18 protein-coding genes are annotated in these 25,314 nt (G+C 63.7%); 10 read left to right on the forward strand and 8 right to left on the reverse strand.

Features of this window, described 5'->3' with window-relative positions; all coding sequences use genetic code 11:
- Positions 1 to 48: 48 nt before the first annotated feature.
- Positions 49 to 957 (reverse strand): LysR family transcriptional regulator, encoded by a 909-nt coding sequence (locus NKI47_RS28250; RefSeq protein WP_352594370.1) that lies wholly within the window; start codon positions 955 to 957, stop codon positions 49 to 51.
- A gap of 137 nt (positions 958 to 1,094) precedes the next feature.
- On the opposite strand from NKI47_RS28250, the gene NKI47_RS28255 reads away from it, so the two are divergent.
- Entirely contained in the window at positions 1,095 to 2,276 is a 1,182-nt protein-coding gene (locus tag NKI47_RS28255) for an MFS transporter (RefSeq protein ID WP_352594371.1), read from the forward strand.
- A gap of 56 nt (positions 2,277 to 2,332) precedes the next feature.
- Complete coding sequence (locus tag NKI47_RS28260) at positions 2,333 to 3,367, forward strand: aldo/keto reductase (RefSeq protein ID WP_352594372.1); 1,035 nt, start codon at positions 2,333 to 2,335, stop codon at positions 3,365 to 3,367.
- A gap of 45 nt (positions 3,368 to 3,412) precedes the next feature.
- Here NKI47_RS28260 and NKI47_RS28265 read toward each other — a convergent pair whose 3' ends face one another.
- Entirely contained in the window at positions 3,413 to 3,685 is a 273-nt protein-coding gene (locus tag NKI47_RS28265; protein ID WP_023678111.1) for an usg protein, read from the reverse strand.
- A 305-nt stretch (positions 3,686 to 3,990) separates the two neighbouring features.
- Here NKI47_RS28265 and acs point away from each other — a divergent pair, with 305 nt between their 5' ends.
- Together acs and NKI47_RS28275 are read left to right on the forward strand one after the other, a co-directional pair.
- Complete coding sequence (gene acs, locus NKI47_RS28270; RefSeq protein ID WP_352594373.1) at positions 3,991 to 5,946, forward strand: acetate--CoA ligase; 1,956 nt, start codon at positions 3,991 to 3,993, stop codon at positions 5,944 to 5,946.
- Positions 5,946 to 6,689, forward strand: a complete 744-nt coding sequence (locus NKI47_RS28275; RefSeq protein WP_023678113.1) for an MOSC domain-containing protein — start codon at positions 5,946 to 5,948, stop codon at positions 6,687 to 6,689. Before acs ends, NKI47_RS28275 begins: the two co-directional genes overlap by 1 nt.
- Here NKI47_RS28275 and NKI47_RS28280 read toward each other — a convergent pair whose 3' ends face one another.
- From NKI47_RS28280 to NKI47_RS28290, 3 genes are all read right to left on the reverse strand, one after another.
- Positions 6,690 to 7,958: a class I SAM-dependent methyltransferase gene (locus NKI47_RS28280; RefSeq protein ID WP_023678114.1), complete on the reverse strand. Its 1,269-nt coding sequence runs from the start codon at positions 7,956 to 7,958 to the stop codon at positions 6,690 to 6,692.
- Between the two features lie 385 nt (positions 7,959 to 8,343).
- Positions 8,344 to 9,705 (reverse strand): pilus assembly protein, encoded by a 1,362-nt coding sequence (locus tag NKI47_RS28285; RefSeq protein WP_023678115.1) that lies wholly within the window; start codon positions 9,703 to 9,705, stop codon positions 8,344 to 8,346.
- 329 nt (positions 9,706 to 10,034) lie between these two features.
- Positions 10,035 to 10,904, reverse strand: coding sequence for a transglutaminase-like domain-containing protein (locus tag NKI47_RS28290; protein ID WP_352594374.1), 870 nt, complete (start codon positions 10,902 to 10,904; stop codon positions 10,035 to 10,037).
- A gap of 177 nt (positions 10,905 to 11,081) precedes the next feature.
- Between NKI47_RS28290 and NKI47_RS28295 the strand changes: the two genes are divergently transcribed.
- On the forward strand, positions 11,082 to 11,753 hold the full coding sequence (locus NKI47_RS28295) for an HAD-IA family hydrolase (RefSeq protein WP_023678117.1): 672 nt from the start codon (positions 11,082 to 11,084) through the stop codon (positions 11,751 to 11,753).
- Positions 11,754 to 11,770: 17 nt separating this feature from the next.
- On the opposite strand, the gene NKI47_RS28300 is transcribed toward NKI47_RS28295, so the two are convergent.
- A complete protein-coding gene (locus tag NKI47_RS28300) occupies positions 11,771 to 11,983 on the reverse strand; it encodes a DUF1674 domain-containing protein (RefSeq protein ID WP_023678118.1) in 213 nt (70 codons plus the stop codon).
- A gap of 116 nt (positions 11,984 to 12,099) precedes the next feature.
- Here NKI47_RS28300 and htpX point away from each other — a divergent pair, with 116 nt between their 5' ends.
- The 4 genes from htpX to purH all read left to right on the forward strand — a co-directional run bounded on the left by htpX (position 12,100) and on the right by purH (position 18,085).
- Positions 12,100 to 13,116 carry a zinc metalloprotease HtpX gene (htpX, locus tag NKI47_RS28305; RefSeq protein WP_352594375.1) on the forward strand — a complete coding sequence of 339 codons (1,017 nt, stop codon included), beginning with the start codon at positions 12,100 to 12,102 and terminating at the stop codon, positions 13,114 to 13,116.
- Complete coding sequence (locus NKI47_RS28310) at positions 13,107 to 14,489, forward strand: RsmB/NOP family class I SAM-dependent RNA methyltransferase (protein WP_352594376.1); 1,383 nt, start codon at positions 13,107 to 13,109, stop codon at positions 14,487 to 14,489. Before htpX ends, NKI47_RS28310 begins: the two co-directional genes overlap by 10 nt.
- A gap of 146 nt (positions 14,490 to 14,635) precedes the next feature.
- A complete protein-coding gene (locus NKI47_RS28315; RefSeq protein ID WP_023678121.1) occupies positions 14,636 to 16,384 on the forward strand; it encodes a heparinase II/III family protein in 1,749 nt (582 codons plus the stop codon).
- A gap of 84 nt (positions 16,385 to 16,468) precedes the next feature.
- Complete coding sequence (gene purH / locus NKI47_RS28320; RefSeq protein WP_023678122.1) at positions 16,469 to 18,085, forward strand: bifunctional phosphoribosylaminoimidazolecarboxamide formyltransferase/IMP cyclohydrolase; 1,617 nt, start codon at positions 16,469 to 16,471, stop codon at positions 18,083 to 18,085.
- A gap of 39 nt (positions 18,086 to 18,124) precedes the next feature.
- Here the strand turns inward: purH and NKI47_RS28325 are convergent, their stop codons facing one another.
- Positions 18,125 to 19,501: an MFS transporter gene (locus tag NKI47_RS28325; RefSeq protein WP_352594377.1), complete on the reverse strand. Its 1,377-nt coding sequence runs from the start codon at positions 19,499 to 19,501 to the stop codon at positions 18,125 to 18,127.
- Between the two features lie 188 nt (positions 19,502 to 19,689).
- Positions 19,690 to 24,486, reverse strand: coding sequence for an NAD-glutamate dehydrogenase (locus NKI47_RS28330; protein ID WP_352594378.1), 4,797 nt, complete (start codon positions 24,484 to 24,486; stop codon positions 19,690 to 19,692).
- 130 nt (positions 24,487 to 24,616) lie between these two features.
- On the opposite strand from NKI47_RS28330, the gene NKI47_RS28335 reads away from it, so the two are divergent.
- Positions 24,617 to 25,180: a peroxidase-related enzyme gene (locus NKI47_RS28335; RefSeq protein ID WP_023678125.1), complete on the forward strand. Its 564-nt coding sequence runs from the start codon at positions 24,617 to 24,619 to the stop codon at positions 25,178 to 25,180.
- Positions 25,181 to 25,314 lie beyond the last annotated feature (134 nt).

Consider the following 25,314-nt stretch of genomic DNA (forward strand, 5'->3'; position numbering starts at 1 on the left):
TTCGATTCGATGCTTCGGGAGCCGGCAGGCTCCCGATCTTTTTTGGGCTCAGGTCAGCCGGACAGTCTCGACCAAAAAGTCCAAAAACGCCCGCACCCGCGCCGGCAGATGCTTGCCTTGGCCGACATAGACGGCGTGGGTGAGTTCCTCGTCGCCGGGGTTGAACTCTTCCAGCAGCGGCAGAAGCCGGCCGGCGGCAATGTCGGCCTCCACATGCCAGCGTGCCAGCCGGGCGATGCCCGCCCCCGAGAGCGCCATCAGCCGCATCGCCTCGCCGTCGCTGACCAGCGTATTTCCGATGATCGACAGGGTGATCGGCTTGCCGGCCGCGTCGATAAAAGGCCAGCCCTCGAGGTGACGTACGAAACGGAAGCCCATCCGGTTGTGACGATCGAGATCGGCGGGCTCCTTGGGCGTGCCACGCGCTTCGAGATACGATGGCGCCGCAACGACGACCACCCGGCTCTGCCCGAGCTTGCGCGCCACCAGCCGTGATTCGCCGAGCGGCCCGGCGCGGATGGCGACGTCAGCGCGCTCCTCCATCAGGTCGATGACATCGTCAGTCAACACCAGATCGACCGAGATTTCGGGGTAGCGCTCTAGAAAACGCGGCAAAAGCGGGATCAGCCGGTGCTGCCCGAAAGGCACGTAGCTGCTGATCCGCAGCCGGCCACGCGGCGCGGCACCCGCCGCTGCCTCGCGCTCGGCCGCCGCCATGTCGGCCAGGACGCGCACGCCACTGTCGAAGAACGCCGCCCCCTCCGGCGTCAGTTGCAGCTTGCGCGTCGAACGGCTGACCAGCCGCGCACCAAGCCGCGCCTCCAGCCGCGCGATCAGCTTGCTCACCGCCGACGGCGTCATCCGCAACGCGCGGGCAGCGGCTGAAAAGCTGCCCGCCTCGACGACGCGGACGAACACTTCGATCTCGCCGGAGCGATTGATGTCGGGCCTAGCCATTGGTGAATTTATTTCACAGACGATGTGCCCTATGCAAGGCTGGTTCACAGCACATCGCGGCACGATCTTCCGGATCGGGGCGTGGGAGGACACGGCGCCCGTCGTCAAAACTGGTCGTCATCGAAGTGGGAACCGCCATGCCCCTTGCTCTTTACGCTCTTGCCGCCGGTGCCTTTGGCATCGGCGTCACCGAATTCGTCATCATGGGCCTGCTGCTCGACGTCAGCACCGATCTCGACGTCTCGATCTCAGCTTCCGGCCAGCTGATTTCCGGCTATGCGCTGGGCGTCGTCATCGGCGCGCCGCTGCTGACGATCGCAACCGGCCGTTGGCCGCGCAAAACCGTGCTTCTGGCGCTGATGGCGATCTTCACGCTGGGCAACCTCGCTTGTGCGCTTGCCCCAGACTACTGGACGCTGATGGGTGCGCGCGTACTGACCGCCTTCGCCCACGGCACCTTCTTCGGCGTCGGCTCGGTCGTGGCGACCGGACTGGTGGCGCCCAACAAGAAAGCCTCGGCGATCGCCCTGATGTTCACCGGCCTGACCATCGCCAACATCCTCGGCGTGCCCTTCGGCACATGGCTCGGCCAAGCCTTCGGCTGGCGCGCGACCTTCTGGGCGGTGACCCTGGTCGGCATCGCCGCCTTTACCATCATTCTGCTGCTGGTGCCGGGCAGCCGAACAGAGCCTGAGAAGAGCAATTTGCGCGCCGATCTCGCCGTGCTCGGCCGCACGCCGGTCCTGCTTGGCTTTGCTACCACCGTGCTTGGCTATGCCGGCGTCTTCGCCGTCTTCACCTACATCGCCCCGTTGCTGACCGAGATCACCGGTTTTGACGAAGCAGCGGTGTCGCCGATCCTGCTGGTCTTCGGCGGCGGCCTCATCGCCGGCAACCTCGCCGGCGGCAAGTTCGCCGACCGTTGGTTGGTACCGTCCGTTCTCGGCAGTCTCGTCGTTCTGGCGATGGTGCTCGGCACCATGACCTTCGCCCTGCACAGCCAGGTCATGGCCGTTATCTATGTCGGCCTGCTCGGCGCCGCCGCCTTCGCCACCGTGGCGCCGCTGCAGATGTGGGTGCTGGAAAAGGCACAAGGCGCCGGCCAGAGCCTCGCCTCATCCTTCAACATCGCCGCCTTCAACCTCGGCAATGCTGCCGGCGCCTGGCTCGGCGGCGTGGTCATCGCCCATGGTCCCGGCCTCGATGCCGTCACCTGGGTCGCGGCCCTGTTGCCGCTTTCAGCGCTTGCCGTGGCGGCGTTTGCGCTGCGCCTCGACCGAGATCCTGTCCTCGCCACACCGGAAATCGCGCGGTCATAGAACGGCAAACCTCAACCAATCTTTGAAACAGCCATCCTTCCACAAGGAGCAAACCCATGGATTATCGAAATCTTGGCGCATCAGGCCTGAAGGTCCCGGCGCTCTCGTTCGGCGCTGGAACCTTCGGCGGTTCAGGCCCGCTGTTCGGCGCCTGGGGCAACAGCGATGCGACGGAAGCACGGCGGCTGGTCGACATCTGCCTTGAGGCCGGCGTCAACCTGTTCGACACCGCCGACGTCTATTCGAATGGCGCTTCCGAACAAGTGCTCGGCGCTGCCATCAAGGGCCGCCGCGACACCGTGCTGATCTCGACCAAGACCTCGCTGCCGATAGGCGACGGTCCCAACGATGCCGGATCGTCACGTTCACGCCTGATCAAGGCCGTCGAAGACGCGCTGGGGCGCCTTGGCACCGACTACATCGACCTGCTGCAACTGCACGCCTTCGACGCTGCAACACCGATCGAGGAGGTGCTGTCGACACTGGACAGTCTCGTGCGCGCCGGCAAACTGCGTTATGTCGGCGTCTCCAATTTTTCCGGCTGGCAAGTGATGAAATCGCTCGGCCTGGCGGGCAGATACGGCTATCCCCGATACGTCGCCCATCAGGTCTATTACTCGCTGGTCGGACGCGACTATGAATGGGAGTTGATGCCGCTCGGCCTCGACCAGGGTGTCGGTGCGCTGGTGTGGAGCCCGCTCGGCTGGGGCCGCCTGACCGGCAAGATCCGCCGTGGCCAGAAGCTGCCTGAGAAAAGCCGGCTGCACGACACGGCAAGCTTCGGACCGCCCGTCGAGGATGAGCATCTCTATCGGGTCGTCGACGCGCTTGATGCTGTCGCCGAGGAAACCGGCAAGACCATACCGCAGATCGCCATCAATTGGCTGCTGCAGCGGCCGACCGTCGCCTCCGTCATCGTCGGCGCGCGCAACGAGGAGCAATTGCGCCAGAATCTCGGCGCCGTCGGCTGGTCATTGACAGCCGAGCAGATGAAGAAGCTCGACACGGCAAGTGAGGTCACCGCACCCTATCCGTATTTTCCCTATCGCCGGCAGGAGGGTTTTGCCCGGCTGAACCCGCCCGCAGTCTGACGCTCCAAAAGCTGGGCGGCGGCTCCCAGGCTGCCGCCCGCCCGGCTAATGCAGAACGAACTCGCCGTCGACCTTGCGCCATTCGTTCGGCGCGATCAGCTTCTGGTGCGTGTAGCTGACCGAATGCAGCGGGCCTTCGAGCTTGGCCTTCCAGAACTCGATGAAGCGGATCAGCACCGGAAATTTCGGGGCGATGTCGTAATCCTGCCAGATGAAGCTCTGCAGCAGATGCGGATGATCTGGAAAGTGATAAAGAATCTTGGCCGTGGTCAAGCCATAACCCTTGAGCATCAGGTCCATTTCTGAATGGTCGCGCATTGCGGTCCCCTGGTTGATTCTCCTTCCTCCCAGCTTGAAATTGTGCACCCCATTTGCTTATTCGTCTATTGATATTTCTACGATCGAACCAGATTTTTCCCGCAAAAACATGCGCTTAGCAGCCGCCTCACGAGAGTGCTGACATCGCCCGGCAAGGCACCTGCGGCATCCCGCCGCGCGAATCCAACGTCTAATGTTGCCGTCACCGCCGAACTGTTAATAATGCGCGCGAATTCGCGGCCGCATCGCCGCGATCCTGCCGGCGGTCAAGCCGGCGGTTTGGTTTTGGGGAGGAAGGCGAAGAAATGTCCGATGTTCATGTCCATCGCGTCCAGCCGGCGTGGAAGAAGAACGCGCTGATTGACAATGACACCTACCAGAAATGGTACGCCGACAGCGTCAAGAACCCGAACAAGTTCTGGGGCAAGCACGGCAAGCGCATCGACTGGTTCAAGCCCTACAGCAAGGTCAAGAACACGTCCTTCGACGGCAAGGTTTCGGTCAAATGGTTCGAGGATGGCCAGACAAACGTTTCCTGGAACTGCATCGACCGGCATCTGAAGAAGCGCGGCGAACAGACCGCCATCATCTGGGAAGGCGACAATCCCTACGACGACAGGAAGATCACCTATAACGAACTTCACGCACATGTCTGCCGCCTTGCCAATGTGATGAAGAAGCACGGCGTCAAGAAGGGCGACCGCGTCACCATCTACATGCCGATGATCCCGGAGGCCGCTTATGCGATGCTCGCCTGCACGCGCATCGGCGCCATTCATTCGGTTGTCTTCGGCGGCTTTTCGCCGGATGCGCTGGCCGGACGCATCGACGACTGCAAGTCGACCTTCGTCATCACCGCCGACGAAGGCCTGCGCGGCGGCAAGACTATCCCGCTGAAGGAGAACACCGACAAGGCGATCGAGATCGCCGCCAAGGCCGGAACGAAAGTAGAAAAGGTCTTGGTCGTGCGCCGCACCGGCGGCAAGACCGGCTGGGCCGCCGGGCGCGACGTCTGGTACCATGACGAGGTCGCCACGGTTAAGGCCGAATGCAAGCCCGAGAAGATGAACGCCGAGGACCCGCTGTTCATCCTCTACACATCCGGCTCGACCGGCAAGCCGAAGGGCGTGCTGCACACCACCGCCGGCTATCTCGTCTATGTCTCGATGACCCACCAATATGTCTTCGACTATCATGAGGGCGATATCTACTGGTGCACCGCCGATGTCGGCTGGGTCACCGGCCACAGCTATATCGTCTACGGGCCGCTCGCCAACGGCGCCACCACGCTGATGTTCGAAGGCGTGCCGAACTACCCGTCGCAGTCGCGTTTCTGGGACGTGATCGACAAGCACAAGGTCAACATCTTCTACACGGCGCCGACGGCGCTGCGCGCGCTGATGGGCGCCGGCGATGCCCATGTCACCAAAACGTCGCGCAAGTCGCTGCGCGTGCTCGGCACCGTCGGCGAGCCGATCAATCCGGAAGCCTGGGAGTGGTATTTCAACGTCGTCGGCAACGGCAAGGTGCCGATCGTCGACACCTGGTGGCAGACCGAGACCGGTGGCATCATGATCACGCCGGTTCCGGGCGCCACCCACCTCAAGGCGGGTTCGGCGACGCGGCCCTTCTTTGGCGTCAAGCCGCAGCTGGTCGACGCCGACGGCAAGGTACTGGAAGGCGAAGCCAGCGGCAATCTTTGCATTGCCGACTCATGGCCGGGCCAGATGCGCACCGTCTATGGCGATCACGACCGCTTCGTGCAGACCTATTTCTCGACCTACAAGGGCAGGTACTTCACCGGCGACGGCTGCCGCCGCGACGCTGACGGCTACTACTGGATCACCGGCCGCGTCGACGACGTCATCAACGTCTCCGGCCACCGCATGGGCACCGCCGAGGTCGAATCGGCGCTGGTTTCGCATGAGAAGGTCTCGGAGGCCGCCGTCGTCGGCTACCCGCACGATATCAAGGGCCAGGGCATCTACTGCTACGTCACGCTGATGGCCGGCGAAACGCCAAGCGAGGAATTGCGCCAGCAACTCATCGCCCATGTCCGCAAGGAGATCGGCGCCATCGCTTCGCCCGACAAGATCCAGTTCGCGCCCGGCCTGCCGAAGACCCGTTCCGGCAAGATCATGCGACGCATCCTGCGCAAGATCGCCGAGGATGATTTTGCCGCGCTCGGCGATACCTCGACGCTGGCCGATCCGGCGGTCGTCGACGACTTGATCGCCAACCGGCAAAACAAGAAGGGCTGATGCAACCCGCATTGGGCGCCGTCACCGAGCTTTGGCGCTATCCCGCGAGCTCGCTCGCCGGCGAGTTTCAGCAGGCGATCTCCGTCGACCGGCATACCGTCGAAGGCGACCGCCTGTTTGGTCTTGTCGATACCTCGACCGATGAAATCGCACGGCCCGACCGCGAAGCGAAATGGCACAAGGTGCCCCGCATCCGCACCCGGCTGTCGCAGGCCGGCAGGCTGGAGGTCGCCATCCCCGACGGACGCTGGCTTTCGGCACCTGGCGCGCAAAGTGATCGCGCCATTTGCGCCTATCTCGGCTTTGCGGCTTCCATCCGGCCGTTCCGTCGGGAAAATGCGGCTCCGGATTACGCCGGCCCTCTGCTGACGGAACGCTACGTCAAAGCCCCTATTCATCTGCTGACCACCGCCTCACTGGCGCGTTTGAAAGTGCTGCATCCAAAGGGCACCGCCGACGCGCGCCGCTTCCGCCCCAACATCGTCGTCGATGTGCCGGAGGTCGAGGGGTCGTTCCCCGAGACGGAATGGATCGGGCGCAAGCTGGCGATCGGCGACCTGCTCCTGACCATCTCCGAGCCGTGCCGCCGCTGCGGCTTCACCATCATTGGCCAGGACGGGTTCGACCACGACCCGGCAATCCTGCGCAGCCTGGTCCGCCACAACGCCCATAACCTCGGCGTCTACTGCACCGTCGATCGACCGGCCCGCGTCGAGATCGGCGCCACGATGCGCCTCCTGTAGCTATCGGTACAAATCCGCCCGCGTCGGCGGCAGGCCGCTCGGCCCACGCGCGCGCCTTGTGGCGACGGTCTGGAAAACCTGCGCCGAGGCGCGTTCGAAGGTAATCGAGCAGCCGGTGAGATAAAGCAGCCAGAGCCGCGCCTTGGCTTCGCCGACCTCGGCGATAGCTTCGTCGAAGCGTGCGTGGAGGCGCTCGGCCCATAGCCTGCAGGTGCGCGCATAGTGCTCGCGCAAATTTTCGACGTCGTAGACGAGGAAGCCGTGGGCCTCGAGATTGCCGAGCGTCATGCCGATCGTGTCGAGTTCGCCGCCCGGAAAAATGTATTTGATCAGCGCCTTGAATTCCGGCCCCTTGCGCAGCGTCTTCTTCAAGCTGCCCTTGTCGCGCCGGGTGATGGCGTGGTGCAGATAGATGCCGCCCGGCTTGAGCAGGCGATGGATCCTCGAGAAATAGGCCGCATGGTTGGCAAGCCCCAGATGCTCGAACATGCCGATCGACGAGATCTTGTCGAAGGAGCCGGACAGCTCGGCATAGGACTTTATCTCGATGGTGATGCGGTCCTCCAGCCCCTCGGCGCGGATGCGTTCACGGGCGAGCTCGGTCTGTGCTTCCGATAGCGAAACGCCGTGGCCGACGACGCCATAATTCTTCACCGCATGGATGAGCATCGCTCCCCAGCCGCAGCCGATGTCGAGCAATCTATCGCCGGGCTTCAGCCGAAGCTTGCGGCAGATATGGTCGAGCTTGTCTCTCTGGGCCTGATCGATATCGTTGGCGAAATCCTTGAAGTAGCCGCAGCTATAGACCATGCGTTCGTCGAGGAAGAGCCGGTAGAATGCGTTGGAAATGTCGTAATGATGCTCGATCGCCTCCTTGCTCGAACCGCTGACGAAAGGATTGCGGCCGGAAAGATCGGTTCGCGTCGTCATCTGTTTTCGCGAAAACAGCACCGCCGGCAGGTCGCGCAGGATCGCCAGCTTCGGCAATGTCTTGAGCTTCGTCCTGAGCTTGCCGTGCGTGGGCAAGGCGTAGAAATCGAACAGCGATCCGTCTTCGACGTCGACCGCCTTGGCAATCCACATCTCGATCAGCGTCGATAAAGAGGGCCGACGTACGATCTGCCAGACGATGTCCTGGTCGTTGATGGTGAGCACCGGGCCGGCAGCCGGGCCGATCCGCTCGCCTGTCCACAGCCTCACCGCAAAACCCGGCTTCAGCGTCTCGATGACCGTCCGAACAATCCGGGCCGCTCTCTCGGCTGCCTCCATCCCGTCCTCCCTTACCCGGCAAAATAGTGGCCCGGAACAATAGCGGCTCGATCTTGCCTGCCCGATCGGCCGGCCGCAAGCCGCCCGAGTGCACAAGCAGGCTTGTTCAGGATTTTCGGGTGCCGCGCCTTGCCATTTGCCGGATGACACCCCATCATGAGGGAGTGTTCAACAAATCGAAAGGAGGTGATCCGATGTCGAGTGATTTCGTTTTCCAGAACGTGGCCTCAGCGGATCGCACTTTCGGGAAGCAGTCTTCCCGCTAAGGCGCGAGATGCGCGGCTGGCGACCAGGGTCGCCGCCAGGAGCCGCGCCATGGACGGAAACACGGAAGGCCGCCGGCTTCGCGAGAAGCGGCGGCCTTTCCTTTTTGGGCTGTTGTCCCCTATTTGGTTACGGTTAACATCTCGACGTTGCGCGCTATATCCTGGAAAGCCTGGTTGAGTTCCGTTCCATTGGCCGCCTGATAAAAGTGCTTGATCTTGGCGGTGTCCGGGCTCGCGCAATCCTGGAGCGTCGCCTTGGCATTCGTTTCGTTTAGGTCAAACCCAATGGTGAAGACCTCGATGCCCTTGTCGCGCATGGCAGCGCAAAGTTTCTTGGCGGCCGTGCGGGTCGGCTCCTTGCCGGCGTCATTGTAGACGTCGCTGACCGTGCTCGCATCGAAGTAGGACAGGTTGAATTCGCCATCGGTCATCAGGATCGCGATCTTGGCAACCTTCTTTGGATCCATCTTGGCCGGCCGTTCCGAGGCTTTCATCACACTGCCCCAGTTTTCCGAAAGCATGTACCAGGTCCACTGCACGCCGATATGGCCGGCGGTGCCGCCGGAGGCGACGAAATTCTTGATGACCGTCTTGAGCGCCGTCGCATCCGCTGTCAGCGGCATCAGCGCGGCGATCGGGCAGGCGGCGGTGCCGGTCTGCCAGGCGAAGGATGACAGCAGGTAGTCGCGATTGACCATGCTGACGTCGGGGCCCGCATCCGAATACTGATAGGTCCCCTTGCGCTCGGTGGCGCAATTATCGGGACGGATAAAGCCCGAGACATACTGCACGGCGTCATTGGCCGGCGCCTGTTTGCGTTGACTGGCGGTGGTTTCCACATAGACGCTGCTGGCGGCAAGTGTACCGGCATTCACCGAATTGGCATAAGGCACGATGGCAACCCGCACACGTGGCTTGGAGGGGTCCTGGCCGCCCAGGAAGCTGTCGACAGCATTCGCCGCGGCCGCCCGCAGATCGATGATTTTCTGGCCGGCCATCGACCCGGTCACGTCCAGCATCATCGCGACTTCGATCTGCTTGTCCGAATAGAGCGCCGTCGTCGATGCGGGGACGCGTTGCATGCCACCCGTGCTGAAAAGCGGGAAATAGTAGTTGACGTTGACATGGACGTCCGCCTGGACAGTCTTGGCTGTCCTGTCGACAACCAGATTGTCGAGGACGATCTGGTTGTCCTGGAGGATACCCGCCGTGCTGTTGGCATCGAGAAAGGCCTGCACCGATTTGCTGGCGTCGGCCTCGCTGATGACGCCGGTTGTCAGGTCGCGGGCCGTCGAGGTGACCGCTGCATCGACCACGCCTTGCAGGCTCGATTTTACATTGTAGAGTTGGGACACGTTGACCGCAAAGCCGACACTCAGTGCCAGCACTGAGCCGATTATCCCAAACAGGACCGCGAAATTTCCGCTGCGATCCCCGGCAAAGCCGCCGATCGTCTGAACAAGACCCCCGAAACGCCGCATTCCTTCCGCCTCCATTCGCTACAGCCTGCAGCTGTCCGAACGCGCATTGCAGGAATCCGGCCGGATCGCGCCGCCAGGCCCGGGAAAGCGACCGGCCCGCGATCAGGTCATTGTTTCCAAACGGTTTCGAGCGGCGGCAGGGTAAACAGAGGGTAAACGAAAGCTGCGCCGGCACGGCTTTGTCGACAAAGCGCTTACCACGAACAGGCTCGCAATTCAGGACGACTGGACTGCGTCCCAATCCGGTACAGACGAGATGTATCGAACCGGTTCAGCACGATCGCGGTGGCGGGAAATGGAAACACGGACTGTGAATGTGTCCCGAAAGACTAGGCCAGCATCCGTGCGCTGACCGTCTTGTCGACGCCACGACAAGGCGGCTTGAACAGATTACCTTCCTGCTCGTGCGTCCAGACCTTGAACAGGGTGAGCCGATGCGGGCCAAAACTGTGCAGCAGCGGCACGTCGGTGGCGTCGCGGCCGCGGGCGATGACGACGCGGCCGATCCTCGGCACATTGTGGCGAGGATCGAAAGTGTACCACCTGCCGTCGAGGAACACTTCCACCCACGCCGAGAAATCCATCGGCGCCGGATCGGCGGACACGCCGATATCGCCGAGATAGCCGTTCACGTAGCGGGCCGGGATGTTCATGCAGCGGCAGAGCGTGATCGCCAGATGGGCAAAGTCGCGGCAGACGCCGACGCGTTCCTCATGCGCCTGCGCCGCCGTGCGGGTCGAGCGCGCATAGCCGTAGCCGAAGGACAGGCGGTTGTGGACATAGTCGACGATGGCCTGCACCCGCGCCCAGCCCGGTGGAAGCTGGCCGAAAAGTTGCCAGGCCAGGTCGCCGAGATGGTCGGTCTCGCAGTAACGGCTGCCGAGCAGATAGCCGAGCACCTCGTCCGGCAATTCGGCAACCGGGACTTCTCTCGCCAGCGTGTTGACTTCGTCCGTCTCGCCGCTGTCCTCGACCACCGCGTCATAAAGGATGCGAAAGCTTCCGGCCGGCGCCGTGAAGCGGCGGCAGCTATTGCCGAAAAGGTCGTGGTAGACCCTGGTCGGGACCGACGGCGAGGTCAGCACGCGCGTCTGCCGCTTGATGTCGGCCTGGCGATCCCCGTGGATATCGAGCAATGAAACGACCGGCGTTGCTGCAACGCATTCAATGGCAATTTCATAGCCGAGCCGAATCAGCATCGCCCTCCCCTGCGATCGTCATGGAAGATAGTGCCGATCAACGCGGGACAGTGCGTGGCGGTTCCTTGTGGTCGTCAAAAACGACGCCTCGCGGCTTCCCATACGGACGCGGCAACGTTACGGTCGATTGACACGCGTCTTTCGAAATAATCCCTCCAAGATGACCCCGGGAAACCGATGTTTGCAGGCAGAAAATTCGCGGCCTTCCTGTTCGATATGGACGGCACGATTCTCAATTCGATCGCCGCAGCGGAAAGGGTCTGGGCAGCGTGGGCGCATCGGCAAGGTCTTGACGTCGCCGCATTCCTGCCGACCATCCACGGCGTGCGGGCGATCGAGACCATCGGCCGGCTGGCGCTCCCAGGCGTCGATCCTGCCCGCGAAGCCGATTCGCTTTTGCAGGCCGAGGCGGCCGATGTCGAGGGCATTCGCCCGATTGCCGGCGCCGCGGCCTTCCTGGCGTCGCTGCCGCCTGGAAGCTGGGCGATCGCCACTTCGGCACCGCGCGAGCTCGCCCTGCTGCGCCTGCAGGCCGCGGGTATTCCGGCTCCCGCCGTGATTGTTGCGGCGGAGGATGTATCGCGCGGCAAGCCGGCGCCCGACTGCTTCCGGCTGGCGGCCGAACGGCTCGGCGTCGATGTGGGCGACTGCCTCGTCTTCGAGGACGCGCCGGCCGGCATAGCGGCGGCCGAAGCCGCGGGCGCTGCGGTCGTGGTGATCAGCGCCACGCACCGGCATCCGTTGGAGACGCCGCATGCCACCATCGCCGGCTATGACGCGATCGGCATCGCCGTCGATTCCAGCGGCTGGATTGCCATCGGAGTGGAGCGGGCCGCGCTGCCTGTTTGACTAGCACCCTGCCTGGGCTAAAAGTCGCTGGTCAGGCCCTTGACCTCCCAGTCGCCATAGCGGCCAGGCTCCTTGCCGCCGCGCCCGCCCATCTCCCTCGGCAGCGTGGCTTCCTGCTCGCGATATTTCTCCCGCCGGGCCTCGGCCTCGACCAAGGCGCGCCTGGCTGCCGGGGTCAGCGGCTTTTGCGGCGAGCCGTTAGCATGCGTTTGGCTGGTTTTGTCGATCATGCGATCTTCCGCTAGATTGAAACAGGCCCCGATTGAAACGGGAACCGCTGTTTCCCATCATATAGCGATGGGCCCACAAGGATCGACCCCTTTGTTGGGCCAGAACGGAGCAGACGATGAACACCCTTCGCACCGCCATGCTTTTGGCCGCAATGACGGCCCTGTTCATGGGTGTCGGCTATCTCATCGGCGGATCCGGCGGCATGATGATCGCGTTGCTGATCGCCGCCGGCACCAATTTGTTCAGCTATTGGAACGCCGACAAGATGGTGCTGTCGATGCACCGTGCGATCGAAGTCGACGAACGCAACGCGCCTGAATATTACGCCATCGTGAAGGGTCTCGCGCAACGTGCCGGCCTGCCGATGCCGAGAACCTATCTCATCGACAATCCGCAGCCCAATGCCTTCGCCACCGGCCGCAATCCGCAAAATGCCGCTGTCGCCGCCAGCACCGGCCTGCTCGAGCGGCTATCGCATGAAGAAGTCGCGGCGGTGATGGCACACGAGCTCGCCCATGTGCAGCACCGCGATACGCTGACCATGACGATCGTCGCCACCTTTGCCGGCGCAATTTCGATGCTCGGCAATTTCGCCTTCTTTTTCGGCGGCAACCGCGACAATAACAATTCCTTTGGCATCGTCGGCGTGCTGGTGGCGATGATAGTCGCGCCCCTGGCCGCCATGATCGTGCAGATGGCGGTGAGCCGCACCCGCGAATATGAGGCCGACCGGCGCGGTGCCGAAATCTGTGGACACCCGCTGTGGCTCGCCTCGGCACTTGACAAGATCGCGCGGGGCGCCGAACGCATCCGCAACCCGGATGCCGAGCGCAATCCGGCAACCGCCCATCTCTTCATCATCAATCCTCTTTCCGGCGAGCGCATGGACAGTTTGTTTTCCACTCACCCGAGCACAGAAAACCGCATCGCCGCGTTGCAGAGGATGGCGAGCGAAATGGCCGGCGCACCCGAAGCGGCCGCGACGCCAAGGCCGGCGCCGGAAGGGACCGGGCAGCAGTCGTCTGGTCCGTGGGACAGGGCCGCGCGGCCCGAGAGGCCGGCTGAGCCGGCCAAGCCGAGACCCAATCCCTGGGGACGCAATCCGACCGGCCCCAAAGGTCCGTGGTCGTGAGTTCAGCGAAGCGCCGGCACGGAATTTCAGGCGATCGTGAACACAATTCGAGCGGCGAGGCCGTAGCCGGCCTCGCCGCGCGCAAGGCAGCCGCGCGCCTGCTTGCCGCGGTTATAGACGCGAGGACGCCGCTCGACGGGCTGACCGACCAAGAGAACGGCCATCCGCAGTACAAGGCGCTCGACCTGCGCGACCGCGCCTTGGTGCGCGCCATTCTGGTCACCGCCCTGCGCTACCGCATGACCATATCAGGCCTTTTGGCCCGTCGCCTGGAAAAGCCGCTGCCGCCCAACGCCACGGCGCTTTCGCACATTTTGCATGTGGCGGCAGCGCAGATCCTGTTCCTCGATGTTCCCGACAGCGCCGCCGTCGACCTCGCCGTGACACACGCCAAGTCCGATCCGCGCACGGCGCGCTTTTCCGGCCTCGTCAACGGCGTGCTGCGCACGGTGGCGCGGGCCAAGCAGGACGAGCTCGCCGCAGCACGTGCCGCTACCGACGAGGCGCCAAAATGGTTTTCCGACCGTTTGAAAACGGTCTACGGCCTCGACAAGGCCAGGCAGATACTGCTCGCCCATCGCCATGAGGCACCGGTCGATTTCTCGGTCAAGTCGGACCCGGCGCTGTGGGCCGAACGGCTCGGCGGCTTTGTCTTGCCGACCGGCACGGTGCGGGTGGAAAAGCTCAGCGCTTCCGTGACCGAACTGCCCGGCTTTGGGGAAGGCGCCTGGTGGGTTCAGGATGCAGCGGCCAGCCTGCCGGCCCGGCTGTTCGGCGACATCAATGGTTTGCGAATCGCCGACCTCTGTGCCGCGCCGGGCGGCAAGACCGCCCAGCTGATCCTCGCCGGCGCCCACGTCACCGCGCTCGACATGTCCAAAACGCGGCTGGCACGGCTGACGCAGAACCTCGAACGGCTCGGTCTGGCCGCCGAGATCGTCCAGGCCGATCTGCTCAAATACGAGCCGAAGGACCTCTTCGACGCCGTCCTCCTCGACCCACCATGCTCTTCGACCGGGACGGTGCGGCGGCATCCCGACGTTCCCTGGACGAAGACGGCGGCCGACGTCGAAAAACTGGCCGACCTGCAACGCCGGCTGCTTGCCCGCGCCGTCACCCTGGTCAAGCCTGGTGGACGCATCGTCTTTTCCAACTGTTCGCTCGATCCGCTGGAAGGCGAAGAGCTCTATCGCGACTTTCTCGCCGGCAATTTTGTCGACGACCCGCTTCGGCCGGGTGAGATCGCCGGCATCGACCCGTTTCTGACGCCGCAAGGCACGTTGCGCACCACGCCTGCCGATCTGGAGCTAGGCTCGCCGGGCCGCTCCGGGCTGGACGGCTTCTTCGCCGCCCGCATGCGCAGAGCCGGCTAAGGGACGATCTTGAAGTGCCGTCCGGCTTCATGGGGCGAGGAGGCATGGAAAACAGGCTGAACGGCCCCACCGCCGCGGAATTCGCCTTCGCACAAGTTCTTGAATCATATAAACTTGTGCTTGGGTGAGGACGATCAGGAGGGGTTTTGGCAATCGCTGCCGGTAACACGACGCGTCTGTGGACGCTTGTCGCGAGGGAGTTCTGGCGCAAGACGCGCCGGCGCTTGCGCGCCGGGCCACTCTATCGCTGGCGCTACTCAGGCCGCACGCCGGAGCGCGTCCTGATCGCCCCACCGGACCTGCGGCTCGCCGATCCTCAGATCGCGCTCGAGATCTATTACGGCCGCTATCCGCTTTCGGGGCATCTGGTCGAGACCGGCGGCAAATCGCCCTTCCAGATCGACGTGCCCAATCCCGGCTGGCAAAAAACGCTGCATGGCTTTCGCTGGCTGCGCCATATGCGTGCCGCCGGTACCGAGCTCGCCGCCGCCAACGCGCGGGCGTTGGTTTCCGACTGGATTGCAATCCATGGCAGCCATATTTCCGGCGTCGCCTGGGAGCCCGGCACGACGGCCAAGCGTGTCATTGCCTGGCTGCAGCATTCCTCGATCGTGTTGCAGGGCGCCGAATTTCCGTTCTACCGCGCGTTCTTGAAATCGCTCGCCGTCCAGATCCGCTATCTGCGCGCCATGGTGCGCGAGATGCCGGACGGCAAGGACAGGCTGCGCGCCCGCATTGCGCTGGCCTTTGCCGCTTTGTCGCTGCCGGCGCCGGCCTCGGCGCTACGCGGTGCTACCCGCAATCTCGCCGAGGAGCTCGACCGCCAGATCCTGCCTGACGGCGGCCATATCTCGCGTAATCCGATGACCGTGCTTGAAATCCTCGCCGACCTTCTGCCGTTGCGCCAGACATACGCCAATCAGGCCGAGACGCCGCCGGCCGCCCTGATCGGCGCCATCGACCGGATGCTGCCGGCACTGCGCTTCTTTCGCCATCAGGACGGCAGCCTTGCCCGCTTCAACGGCATGGGCGCCACCATTCACGACCGTATCGCCAGCATCCTGCATCACGACGACACCGCCGGCGCACCGTTGCTGCACGCGCCGCATTCGGGTTATGAGCGCCTGTCGATGGGCGGTGTCACTGTGATCGCCGATACCGGCCCGCCGCCCCCCGTCGACGTATCCAATGCCGCTCACGCCGGATGCCTCGCCTTCGAATTGTCGTCGGGCCGCCAGCACTATATCGTCAACGCCGGAATAGATACTTATGGCGCCGCCGAGTTCCGGCCGCTTGCCCGCGCCACCGCCGCCCACTCGACCGCCACCATCAACGACACGTCGTCGGCGCGCTTCAATCACTCCTTGCGCGTCAACGACCTGCTCGGCACGCCTTTGATCGGCGGACCGCAGCATGTACCTTGCAAGCGCACCGACCAGAAGGGCAGCCAGGGCTTCATCGCCCGCCATGACGGCTATGTGGCGCGCTTCGGCTTCCTGCATGAGCGCGAGCTGAAATTATCGACCGAAGGCAATGTGTTTGCCGGCAGGGACCGTTTCCTGCGCCCGGGCGGCGCTTCTATCCGCAACAATGGACGTGACTTCGTCACGGTGCGTTTCCATGTCCATCCCGATATAAGCCTGCTCCAGGATGAGCATGACCGTCTGGTGCTGGCCGCCGACCATGCCGACACCTGGGTGTTTACCTCTACCGAAGTGGTGCCAGAGGTCGAGGAATCGATCTATTTCGCAGGGCTTGGCGGCCCGCGCCGCAGCCGCCAGATCGTGCTTGCGTTCAAGGCCTCGGAAATTGCCGAGGTCCACTGGCAATTGACGCGCACCATCATCGCCGGCCGTCCGGAAAAAGCTGAAGCCGGTGGCAACGGCAGACACTGATCAAGTCTTGCGGCTTGATTTCCGGGCCTCATATGCTACGGCCCGCGGACGCTCTCCAACCAGAACTGGAAAGGCCGCCAGCCCATGGCCGTCGCCGCCAAGAACATTCCCGCGCCCGACCTTGTACCCATCCGTCGCGCGCTCCTTTCCGTCTTTGATAAGACCGGCCTGATCGATTTCGCCAGGGCGCTGGCTTCGGCCGGCGTCGAGCTAGTCTCGACCGGCGGCACCGCAAGGGCCCTTGCCGAGGCGGGCATGGCGGTGCGCGACGTGTCCGAGCTCACCGGCTTTCCCGAGATCATGGACGGCCGCGTCAAGACGCTGCACCCGTCGGTGCATGGCGCACTGCTTGGCGTGCGCGACGATCCCGAGCACGCCGCAGCGATGCGCGACCACGGCATCGAGCCGATCGATCTCGTCGTCTCCAATCTCTATCCGTTCGAAGAGGTGCGTCGCTCCGGCGCCGACTACGCGGCGATCGTCGAGAACATCGACATCGGCGGCCCGGCGATGATCCGTGCCTCGGCCAAGAACCACGCCTATGTCGGCATCGTCACCGATCCCGATGACTATGCCTCGGTGCTCAACGCGCTGGAGATGAATTTCGGGTCGTTGTCGCTGGATTTCCGCAAGAAGCTGGCAGCCAAGGCCTTTGCCCGCACCGCCACCTACGATGCGGCGATCTCGGGATGGTTCGCCGAGGCGCTTGAGATCGAGCATCCGACATGGCGCGCCTTCGGCGGCAAGCTGCAGTCGGTGATGCGCTATGGCGAAAACCCGCATCAGGGCGCCGGCTTCTATGTCAACGGCGACAGGCGGCCGGGCGTCGCCACGGCGCGCCAGCTTCAGGGCAAGCAGCTTTCCTACAACAACATCAACGACACCGACGCTGCCTTCGAGCTGGTCGGCGAGTTCGACCCGTCGCGCTCCGCAGCAATTGCCATCATCAAGCACGCCAACCCGTGCGGCGTCGCTGAGGACGCTTCGCTGCAGGCGGCCTATGCCAAGGCGCTGGCCTGCGACCCGGTCTCGGCCTTCGGCGGCATCGTCGCCATGAACCGCATCCTCGATGCCGGAACCGCCGAAGAGATCGTCAAGACCTTTACCGAAGTGATCATCGCACCGGAGGCGTCCGAAGAAGCAGTCCGCATCATTGCCGCCAAGAAGAACCTACGCCTGCTGGTCACCGGCGGCCTGCCCGACCCGCGCGCGGCGGGCCTTGGCTTGAAATCGGTTGCCGGCGGTTTGCTGGTCCAGGGCCGCGACAACGCGGTGGTGGATGACCTCGAGCTGAAAGTGGTGACCAGGCGCGCTCCGACGCCGGCCGAATTGGCCGATCTGAAATTCGCTTTTCGCGTGGCAAAGCACGTCAAGTCGAACGCCATCGTCTATGCCAGGGATGGCGCTACAGTCGGCATCGGCGCCGGCCAGATGAGCCGGGTCGATTCCTCGCGCATCGCGGCGCGCAAGGCGCTCGACGCGGCCGAGGCTGCCGGCCTGACGGAGCCTTTGACCAGGGGCTCGGTCGTCGCCTCGGATGCCTTTTTCCCGTTCGCGGACGGGCTTTTGTCGGCAATCGAAGCCGGCGCCACCGCCGTCATCCAGCCCGGCGGCTCGATGCGCGACGACGATGTCATCGCCGCCGCCGACGCTCACGGCATTGCCATGGTCTTCACCGGAGTGAGGCATTTCCGGCATTGAACGCGTTACCCTCCCGCTGTGGGAGAAGGCAAGAGCAGCTCACTCCGCCGGCCGATCTGCCGGATAGGGCGTGCCGATCAGGATCGCCATGCCGGCGCCAAGGAACAGCACGATCGCCGCCATGCCGAGCCGCGCCGAGCCGCTGGCCAGGGTGATCGTGGCCACCATGAAGGGTGCGGCAAAACTGGTTGCCCGGCCGGCCAGCGCATAGATGCCGAAATAGCGGCCCGATTCGGCAGCGGAGACGCTGCGCGCCATGTAGGAGCGCGACGATGCCTGCACCGGGCCGAAAGCAAGCCCGATCAGCAGGCCGTAGAAAATGTAGGCTTTTTCCGCCGCCGTGCCGAACAATCCGCCACCATCCAGTCCGGGCATCACCCAGGCGCCGAACAGCGTATAGCCCGGTCCGGTCGAAACGATGCCGATCGTGGCAATGCTCAGCATGACCAGCGAAATCATCACTATGGTCTTGGAACCCAGCGCTGTGTCGAGGCGTGCGGCAACCAGGCAGCCGACGATGGCAACGACGTTGAGGATGATGCCGAACAGGCCGATCTCGGTAATCGACCAATGGAACATTGCCGCCGCAAACGTTCCGCCCAGCGCCAGCAGTGCATTGACGCCGTCCTGATAGATCATACGGGCGACGAGAAAGCGAAAAATGCCGCTGCGCTTGCGCACTTCGGCCAGCGTCGACTTCAGTTCCGACAGGCCTTCGCGCACCGCCGGCCCGATTGGAATGCCTTTGATCGCATCAGGCGTGAAGAAGAACATCGGCAGGATGAACAGGAAATACCAGCCCGCCGACAACGGCCCGGTAGCGCGCGCGTCCTCGCCGAGCCTGGGGTCGAGGCCGAAGATCGGGTCGAGCCCAACGACGGTCTTGCCGGTTTCAGGCGAGCCGGCCATGACGGTAACGACGAAGATCAGTGCGATCATGCCGCCGAGATAGCCGAGTCCCCAGGCCATGTTCGAGATCCTGCCGATGTCGCTCTTCGGCACCAGGCGGGGCATCATCGAATCATTGAACACGGTCGAGAATTCCGCCGCGACCGACGCCAGCGAGAACAACGCCACGACCAGAAAAAGATCAGAGCCGGGCGCGGCAAACCACAGCAGGGTGAGGCAGGTGATCTTGACCGCGGCGAAGAAGGCTATCCACGGTTTGCGTGGTCCGGTCTGATCGGCGATCGAGCCGAGGACCGGCGACAAAACGGCAATGACGAGGCCGGCGGCGGCAATGCAATAGCCCCAGGCCGCTTGCCCGGTCTCCGGATTGCTGGCCATACGCGAGACGAAATAAGGACCGAAGATGAAGGTGGTAACGACCGTGAAAAACGGCTGTGCCGCCCAGTCGAACAGCATCCATCCCCAGATGCCGCGTCCCGATGCCCGCTGCACTGCCATCTCAGCCATGTCCCTCCGCTGGAGCTTGCTCCATGCCGATCGAATCGGAATGATGCTCCGTCTTCTTGTTGAGCACGATCTTGTCCAAAAGCCGATCGTCACTTTTTGGGATCATGGTCCGGCGCCCCCCAAAGCAGCGCGCCGTTTGCTCTATAGCGCGGTTCTTGCCGGCAATCCCGCGCGATATGGAAGACGTCTCACAGCTGCGTCAGATCACTCATCAGGCCGGATGCCACCGACAGCCGCGACACGGTGATGTCGCCGCCCTCGGTCAGAGCCTGCAACCGCTCGCGGATGCGTCCGACCCGTTCGCCGCCGGCCTCCAACCATGCCGTCACCGGATCCGCCGCCTCGGCATGGCCGGTCAGCGCCGCCACCGCGATGCCGCGCCTGGCCGCGCCGATCGTGTCGGTGGCGCGGGAAAGCGCCAGTTGATCGTAATAATCCGAGGGCGTGATCGAGCGCGCCGCATCTTCGACGCGCGGGATGCGGAAGACATCGCTGACTGCAAAAAACGCCTTGGCGGCAGCGACGATGCCGGCATTTGCCGTCCGCGCCGTCAGCGCTATGTCGGGGATGAGTTCCGCCACATCGGTCAACGCCAGTTGCTCGGCAAGGCTCTCGGGCGCGCCGCCCTTCGACAGGCTGTGCCGCCGCTCCTCGATCCGCTCGCGCGAGAAGGCCGGCAGCAGCGAAACGAGCTTCGGCTCCAGCGCCTTGCGCGCATCCTGCAACTCGGCAATCCGCTGCCCGAGCAGTGCAGTGTCGGCATCGTTCTTCAGGTACCAGCCGCTGGTCACATAGATCAGCCGGCTGACCGCCTGATAGAGGTCGAGCTGGATCTGTCCGTCGATCTGGTTGTCGAGCGCGTCGATCTGGCGATAGAGCGCCGGCAGTGCAAAGCCATCCCGCACCACGGCGAAGGTGCGCACGACATCGGCGGCACTGCGCCCGGTCGCTTCCTGCAGCCTGTTGACGAAGGACGGGCCGCCGCGATTGACCAGATCATTGGCGACGACACGGGCGATGATCTCGCGGCGCAGGCGATGGCCGTGGATTTCCGCCGCATATTTCTTTGCCATGCCGTCGGGAAAGTAACCCATCAGGTCGCGGTCGAAATGCGGATCGTCCGGCACGTCGCTGGCGACGATATCGGAAAACAGCACGATCTTGGCATAGGCAAGCAGCACGCCGAGCTCGGCCCGGGTGAGCGGCTCGCCGCGCGCTTCGCGCTCGGCAACAGCCGCCGGCGACGGCAGCGTCTCGACGGCACGGTCGAGCAGCCCGCGCGCCTCGAGCGCCTCCATGAAGCGGCTCTGATGGGCAATGTCGGCAAGGCCGCGCTTGCGAGCAAGGGACAGCGCCAGCGTCTGCTGGTAATTGTTGGACAGCACCAGGGCGCTGACCTCGTCGGTCATCTCGGCCAGCAATTTGTTGCGCGACGGCCGCGTCAGCGATCCCTTTCGCATGGCGGAAGCCAGCGCGATCTTGATGTTGACCTCGACGTCTGAGCAGTTCACGCCGCCCGAATTGTCGATCGCATCTGAGTTGCAGCGGCCGCCATTCAATCCGAATTCGATGCGCGCCCGCTGCGTGACGCCGAGATTGGCGCCTTCACCGATGACCTTGGCACGCAGGTCGAGCGCGGTGATGCGGATCGCGTCATTGGCACGGTCGCCGACGTCCTGGTTGGTCTCGCCCGATGCCCTGACATAGGTGCCGATGCCGCCGAACCACAAAAGATCTGCCGGCGCCTTGAGGATGGCACTCATGATCTCGACCGGCGTGGCCGTTGTCTTGCCGAGGCCGATAGCTGCAGCCGCGGCGGCCGGCAAGGTGATCGACTTCTGGCTGCGCGAGACGATGATGCCGCCTTCGGACAGCTTCGTCTTGTCGTAATCCTGCCAGCTTGAGCGGGCGAGAGCGAACATACGCCGGCGCTCGGCCATCGAAGCCGCCATGTCGGGATCGGGATCGATGAAGATGTCGCGATGATCGAAGGCGGCGATCAGCCGGGTCTGCTCCGACAGCAGCATGCCGTTGCCGAACACGTCACCTGACATGTCGCCAACGCCGATGGCGGTGAACGGCGTGGTTTGGATGTCGCGGTTCATCTCGCGGAAATGCCGCTTGACCGCTTCCCAGGCGCCCTTGGCGGTGATGCCCATCTTCTTGTGGTCGTAGCCGGCCGAACCGCCGCTGGCGAAAGCGTCGTCGAGCCAGAAGCCGTGCCTTTCGCTGATGGCGTTGGCGATGTCCGAGAAGGTCGCCGTGCCCTTGTCCGCGGCGACGACGAAATACGGATCATCCTGATCGCGCCGCACGACGCCGGCTGGCGGGATGACGCCGTCCAGCCCGATATTGTCGGTGATCGACAACAGGCTGGAAACGTAATTCTTGTAGGCGGCCGTGCCGGCCTCGAAAATTGCGTCGCGCCCGGCGCTCATCGGCAGCTTTTTCGGGTAGAAGCCGCCCTTGGCGCCAACCGGCACGATCACCGCATTCTTGACCTGCTGTGCCTTGACCAGGCCGAGCACCTCGGTGCGATAGTCCTGCGCACGGTCCGACCAGCGCAGGCCGCCACGCGCGACCGGGCCGAAGCGCAGATGCACACCCTCGACCTCGGAGCCGTAGACGAAGATCTCCCGCCATGGCCGCGGCGCCGGCAGCCCGTCGACCGATTGCGAATCGAGCTTGATCGCCAGCGATTGGCCTTTCTGTTTCGTATCGGAAACGAAATGATTGGTGCGCAGCGAGGCTTCGATCAGGTTCAGATAACGGCGGATGATGGTGTCGTCGTCAATGTTGGGAACGTCTTCCAGCGCATCCGTGATCTTGGCTTTCAGATGTTTGGCCTGAACGACGCCTTCCGTCTCGGCCGTCGGGCTGAGGCGGGCGACAAACAGCGCATGCAGGCCGCGGGCGATCTCGGGATAACGGTTGAGTGCGGCGGCGATGAAATCCTGGCTCTGCGGGATGCCGGCCTGCTGCAGATAGCGGCCATAGGCGCGCAGGACGGTGATCTCGCCCGACCACAGGCCGGCGGTCTGGGCAAGGCCGTTATAGCCGTCATTGTCGACATCGCCGCGCCAGACGGAAAGGAACGCATCCTCGAACAGCGCGCCGCCATTGCCGAGGTCGATCGGCCTGCCGTAGCTGTTCTCGAGTTCCATGTCGTGGATGAAGACCATGCCGGATTGAATGTCGCCGACCTCGAAAGTGCGCTCGCTGATGACGCGGAAACCGATGTTTTCCAGCACGGGCACGCGCCGCGACAGCGCCACCGGGCTGCCATGGTGATAGATCTTCAGCGCCGCCTGATGCGGCTTCTGGACGGTGTGACGGTAATAGTCGATGGCGATCGGATTTGACGCATCGAGCTTGGCGATGCGCCTGGCGTCGGCAAGCGCCACGGCCGGCGGAAAACTGTCGCGATAACTTTCCGAAAAACGCGAGGCGATGGCCGTGAGTCTCGCATCGGCGCCGGTCTCTGTCGCGGTCTCGCGCAGTGCATCGTCCCAGGTCCGTACGATGTCGCGGATCGCCGCCTCGATCGTCGCCTGCTCGACCTTCGGCGTCTTGCCGCCGGAGCGGCCGATGATGAAATGGACGCGCGCCAGCCCGCCTTCCGGGAAGGCCGGATAATAGGCCGACAGCCGGCCTTCGAAGACGGTCTTCAGATAGGTGCCGATCTTCTCGCGCACGACGCTGTCGTAGCGGTCGCGCGGCACGAAGACGAGCACGGAGACGAAGCGGTCGAACTGGTCGACACGCACCAATGCCCTGACGCGCGGTCGCTCGATCAAGCCCAGTATGGCTTCGGCATGCTTGCGCAGGATCGGCACCGGAACCTGGAACAGCTCGTCGCGCGGATAGCTCTCCAGCACGTTGATCAAAGCTTTGCCGGAATGGTCGCTTGGATTGAAGCCGGATTTGGCAATGACGGTTTCCGCCTTCGAGCGCAGGTAGGGGATCTTCATCACCGAGCGCGTATAGGCAGTCGAGGTGAACAGGCCGACGATACGGAGCTCGCCTGAAAGCACGCCTTTGCCGGTGTAGGTCTTGACGCCAATGTAGTCGAGGTAGATGCGGCGGTGCACCGATGACTTGGCGTTGGCCTTGGTGACGATCAGCGGTTCCGGCCCATGCAGGAAGGCACGGATTTCCGGCGTCGTGCTCACCGCTTCGGTGCCGCGCCTGAGCACCAGCACGTCGGGATCGGAAAGGATGCCGAGGCCGGGCTTTTCGGCGCGCTCGAGCATGCCGCTCGTCTCGCCGCCGGTGTAGTTGAATTCGCGCATGCCGAGAAAGGTGAAATTGTCGTCGCGCAGCCATTCGAGGAAGGCGATCGCCTCGGTGACATGGGCCTTGTCGAGCGGCACTGGCGAGTAGCGGAATTCCGAGATCGCCTGGTCGAGGCGGGCAAGCATCGGCTTCCAGTCGGTGACGGCGGCTCGCACCTGGCCGAGCAGCTTCGTCAGGCGTGCGGCCAGGCCTTCGGCCTGCTCGGCCGAAAGGCGGCCGATATGGACATGGATGACGCTCAGTCGGTCATGGCTGTGGTCGCCCTTGGCATAACCGCCATCGCCGAGGATTTCCTCGACGCCGTTCTTGCCGTGCCTGACGACTATGACCGGATGGGTAACCAGCAGCGGCTCGCCGGCGCTTTCTGTAATCTCGCCGAGGACGGAATCGAACAGGAACGGCATGTTGTCGTTGACGACGGTGATCACCGTCATCGGCCGGCGCTGGCGGACGACACCGGAATCAACGTCTATAGCAACGACGCAGTCGTCCTTCTTGTGCCTGGCCACTGCGCGGCCGGCGAGTTCGGCAGCGCGTTCGAGATCGATGACGTCGTAGGCGGCGACATCTTCGGCCGGAGCTCGGGCCAGCAAGTAGTCGGCAAGCCTGCCGGGCTTTTCGCCACCCGCGGCTTCACCCCTCGTCACGCCGGCTTTTTTCAACCGGCTCGCTGACTTTACGCTGGCCATGAGTCCCTCCCGTCACATGTTTTTGCGGCTATGCTAACAGATGACGGGTATTTGGCGACAAAGGTTTGACGGCTTGCGACGAAATGTCGAAATTCACCGGCAGCCTGGCGAAAACGAGGAGAAATCCGCCATGACGGAGAAAATTACCGCGCTTGACCTGGCACCGGCGGAGCTGAGCGACGCGACCAAGGCCTATTTCGCCAAGTGCCGGGAGAAGCTCGGCCTCGTTCCCAATGTGCTGCTCGCCTATGCCTTCGACGAGAAGAAGCTGCGCGCTTTCACCGACATGTACAATGATTTGATGCTGGGTGAATCCGGCCTGTCGAAACTCGAGCGCGAGATGATCGCGGTGGCCGTCTCGTCGATCAACCATTGCTACTATTGCCTGGTCGCGCATGGCGCGGCGGTGCGCCAGCTTTCCGGCGACCCGGCCTTCGGCGAGATGATGGTGATGAATTTTCGCGCCGCCGAGCTGTCGGACAGGCAACGCGCCATGCTCGAATTCGCGGTGAAGCTGACCGGGCAGCCGGCAAAGATCGTCGAAGCGGACCGGGCGGCGCTGCGGCAAGTCGGCTTTTCCGACCGCGACATCTGGGACGTCGCCTCGACCGCGGCGTTCTTCAACATGTCGAACCGGCTGGCATCGGCAATCGACATGCGGCCGAACGATGAATACCATGCGATGGCGCGATAGGGCACCGCCGTTGCGAGCCAACCGCACATTATATTAGCTACTTCGCATTCTCGTTGCTTGTTTGCCGGTTTGGTCCGATGATCGGCATGCGGCATGACCGCATGCCGGTTCGATGCCGCCGATCAAAGGAGGAG

This window comes from Mesorhizobium sp. M0633 (genome assembly GCF_040320645.1).
Taxonomy (GTDB): Bacteria; Pseudomonadota; Alphaproteobacteria; order Rhizobiales; family Rhizobiaceae; genus Mesorhizobium.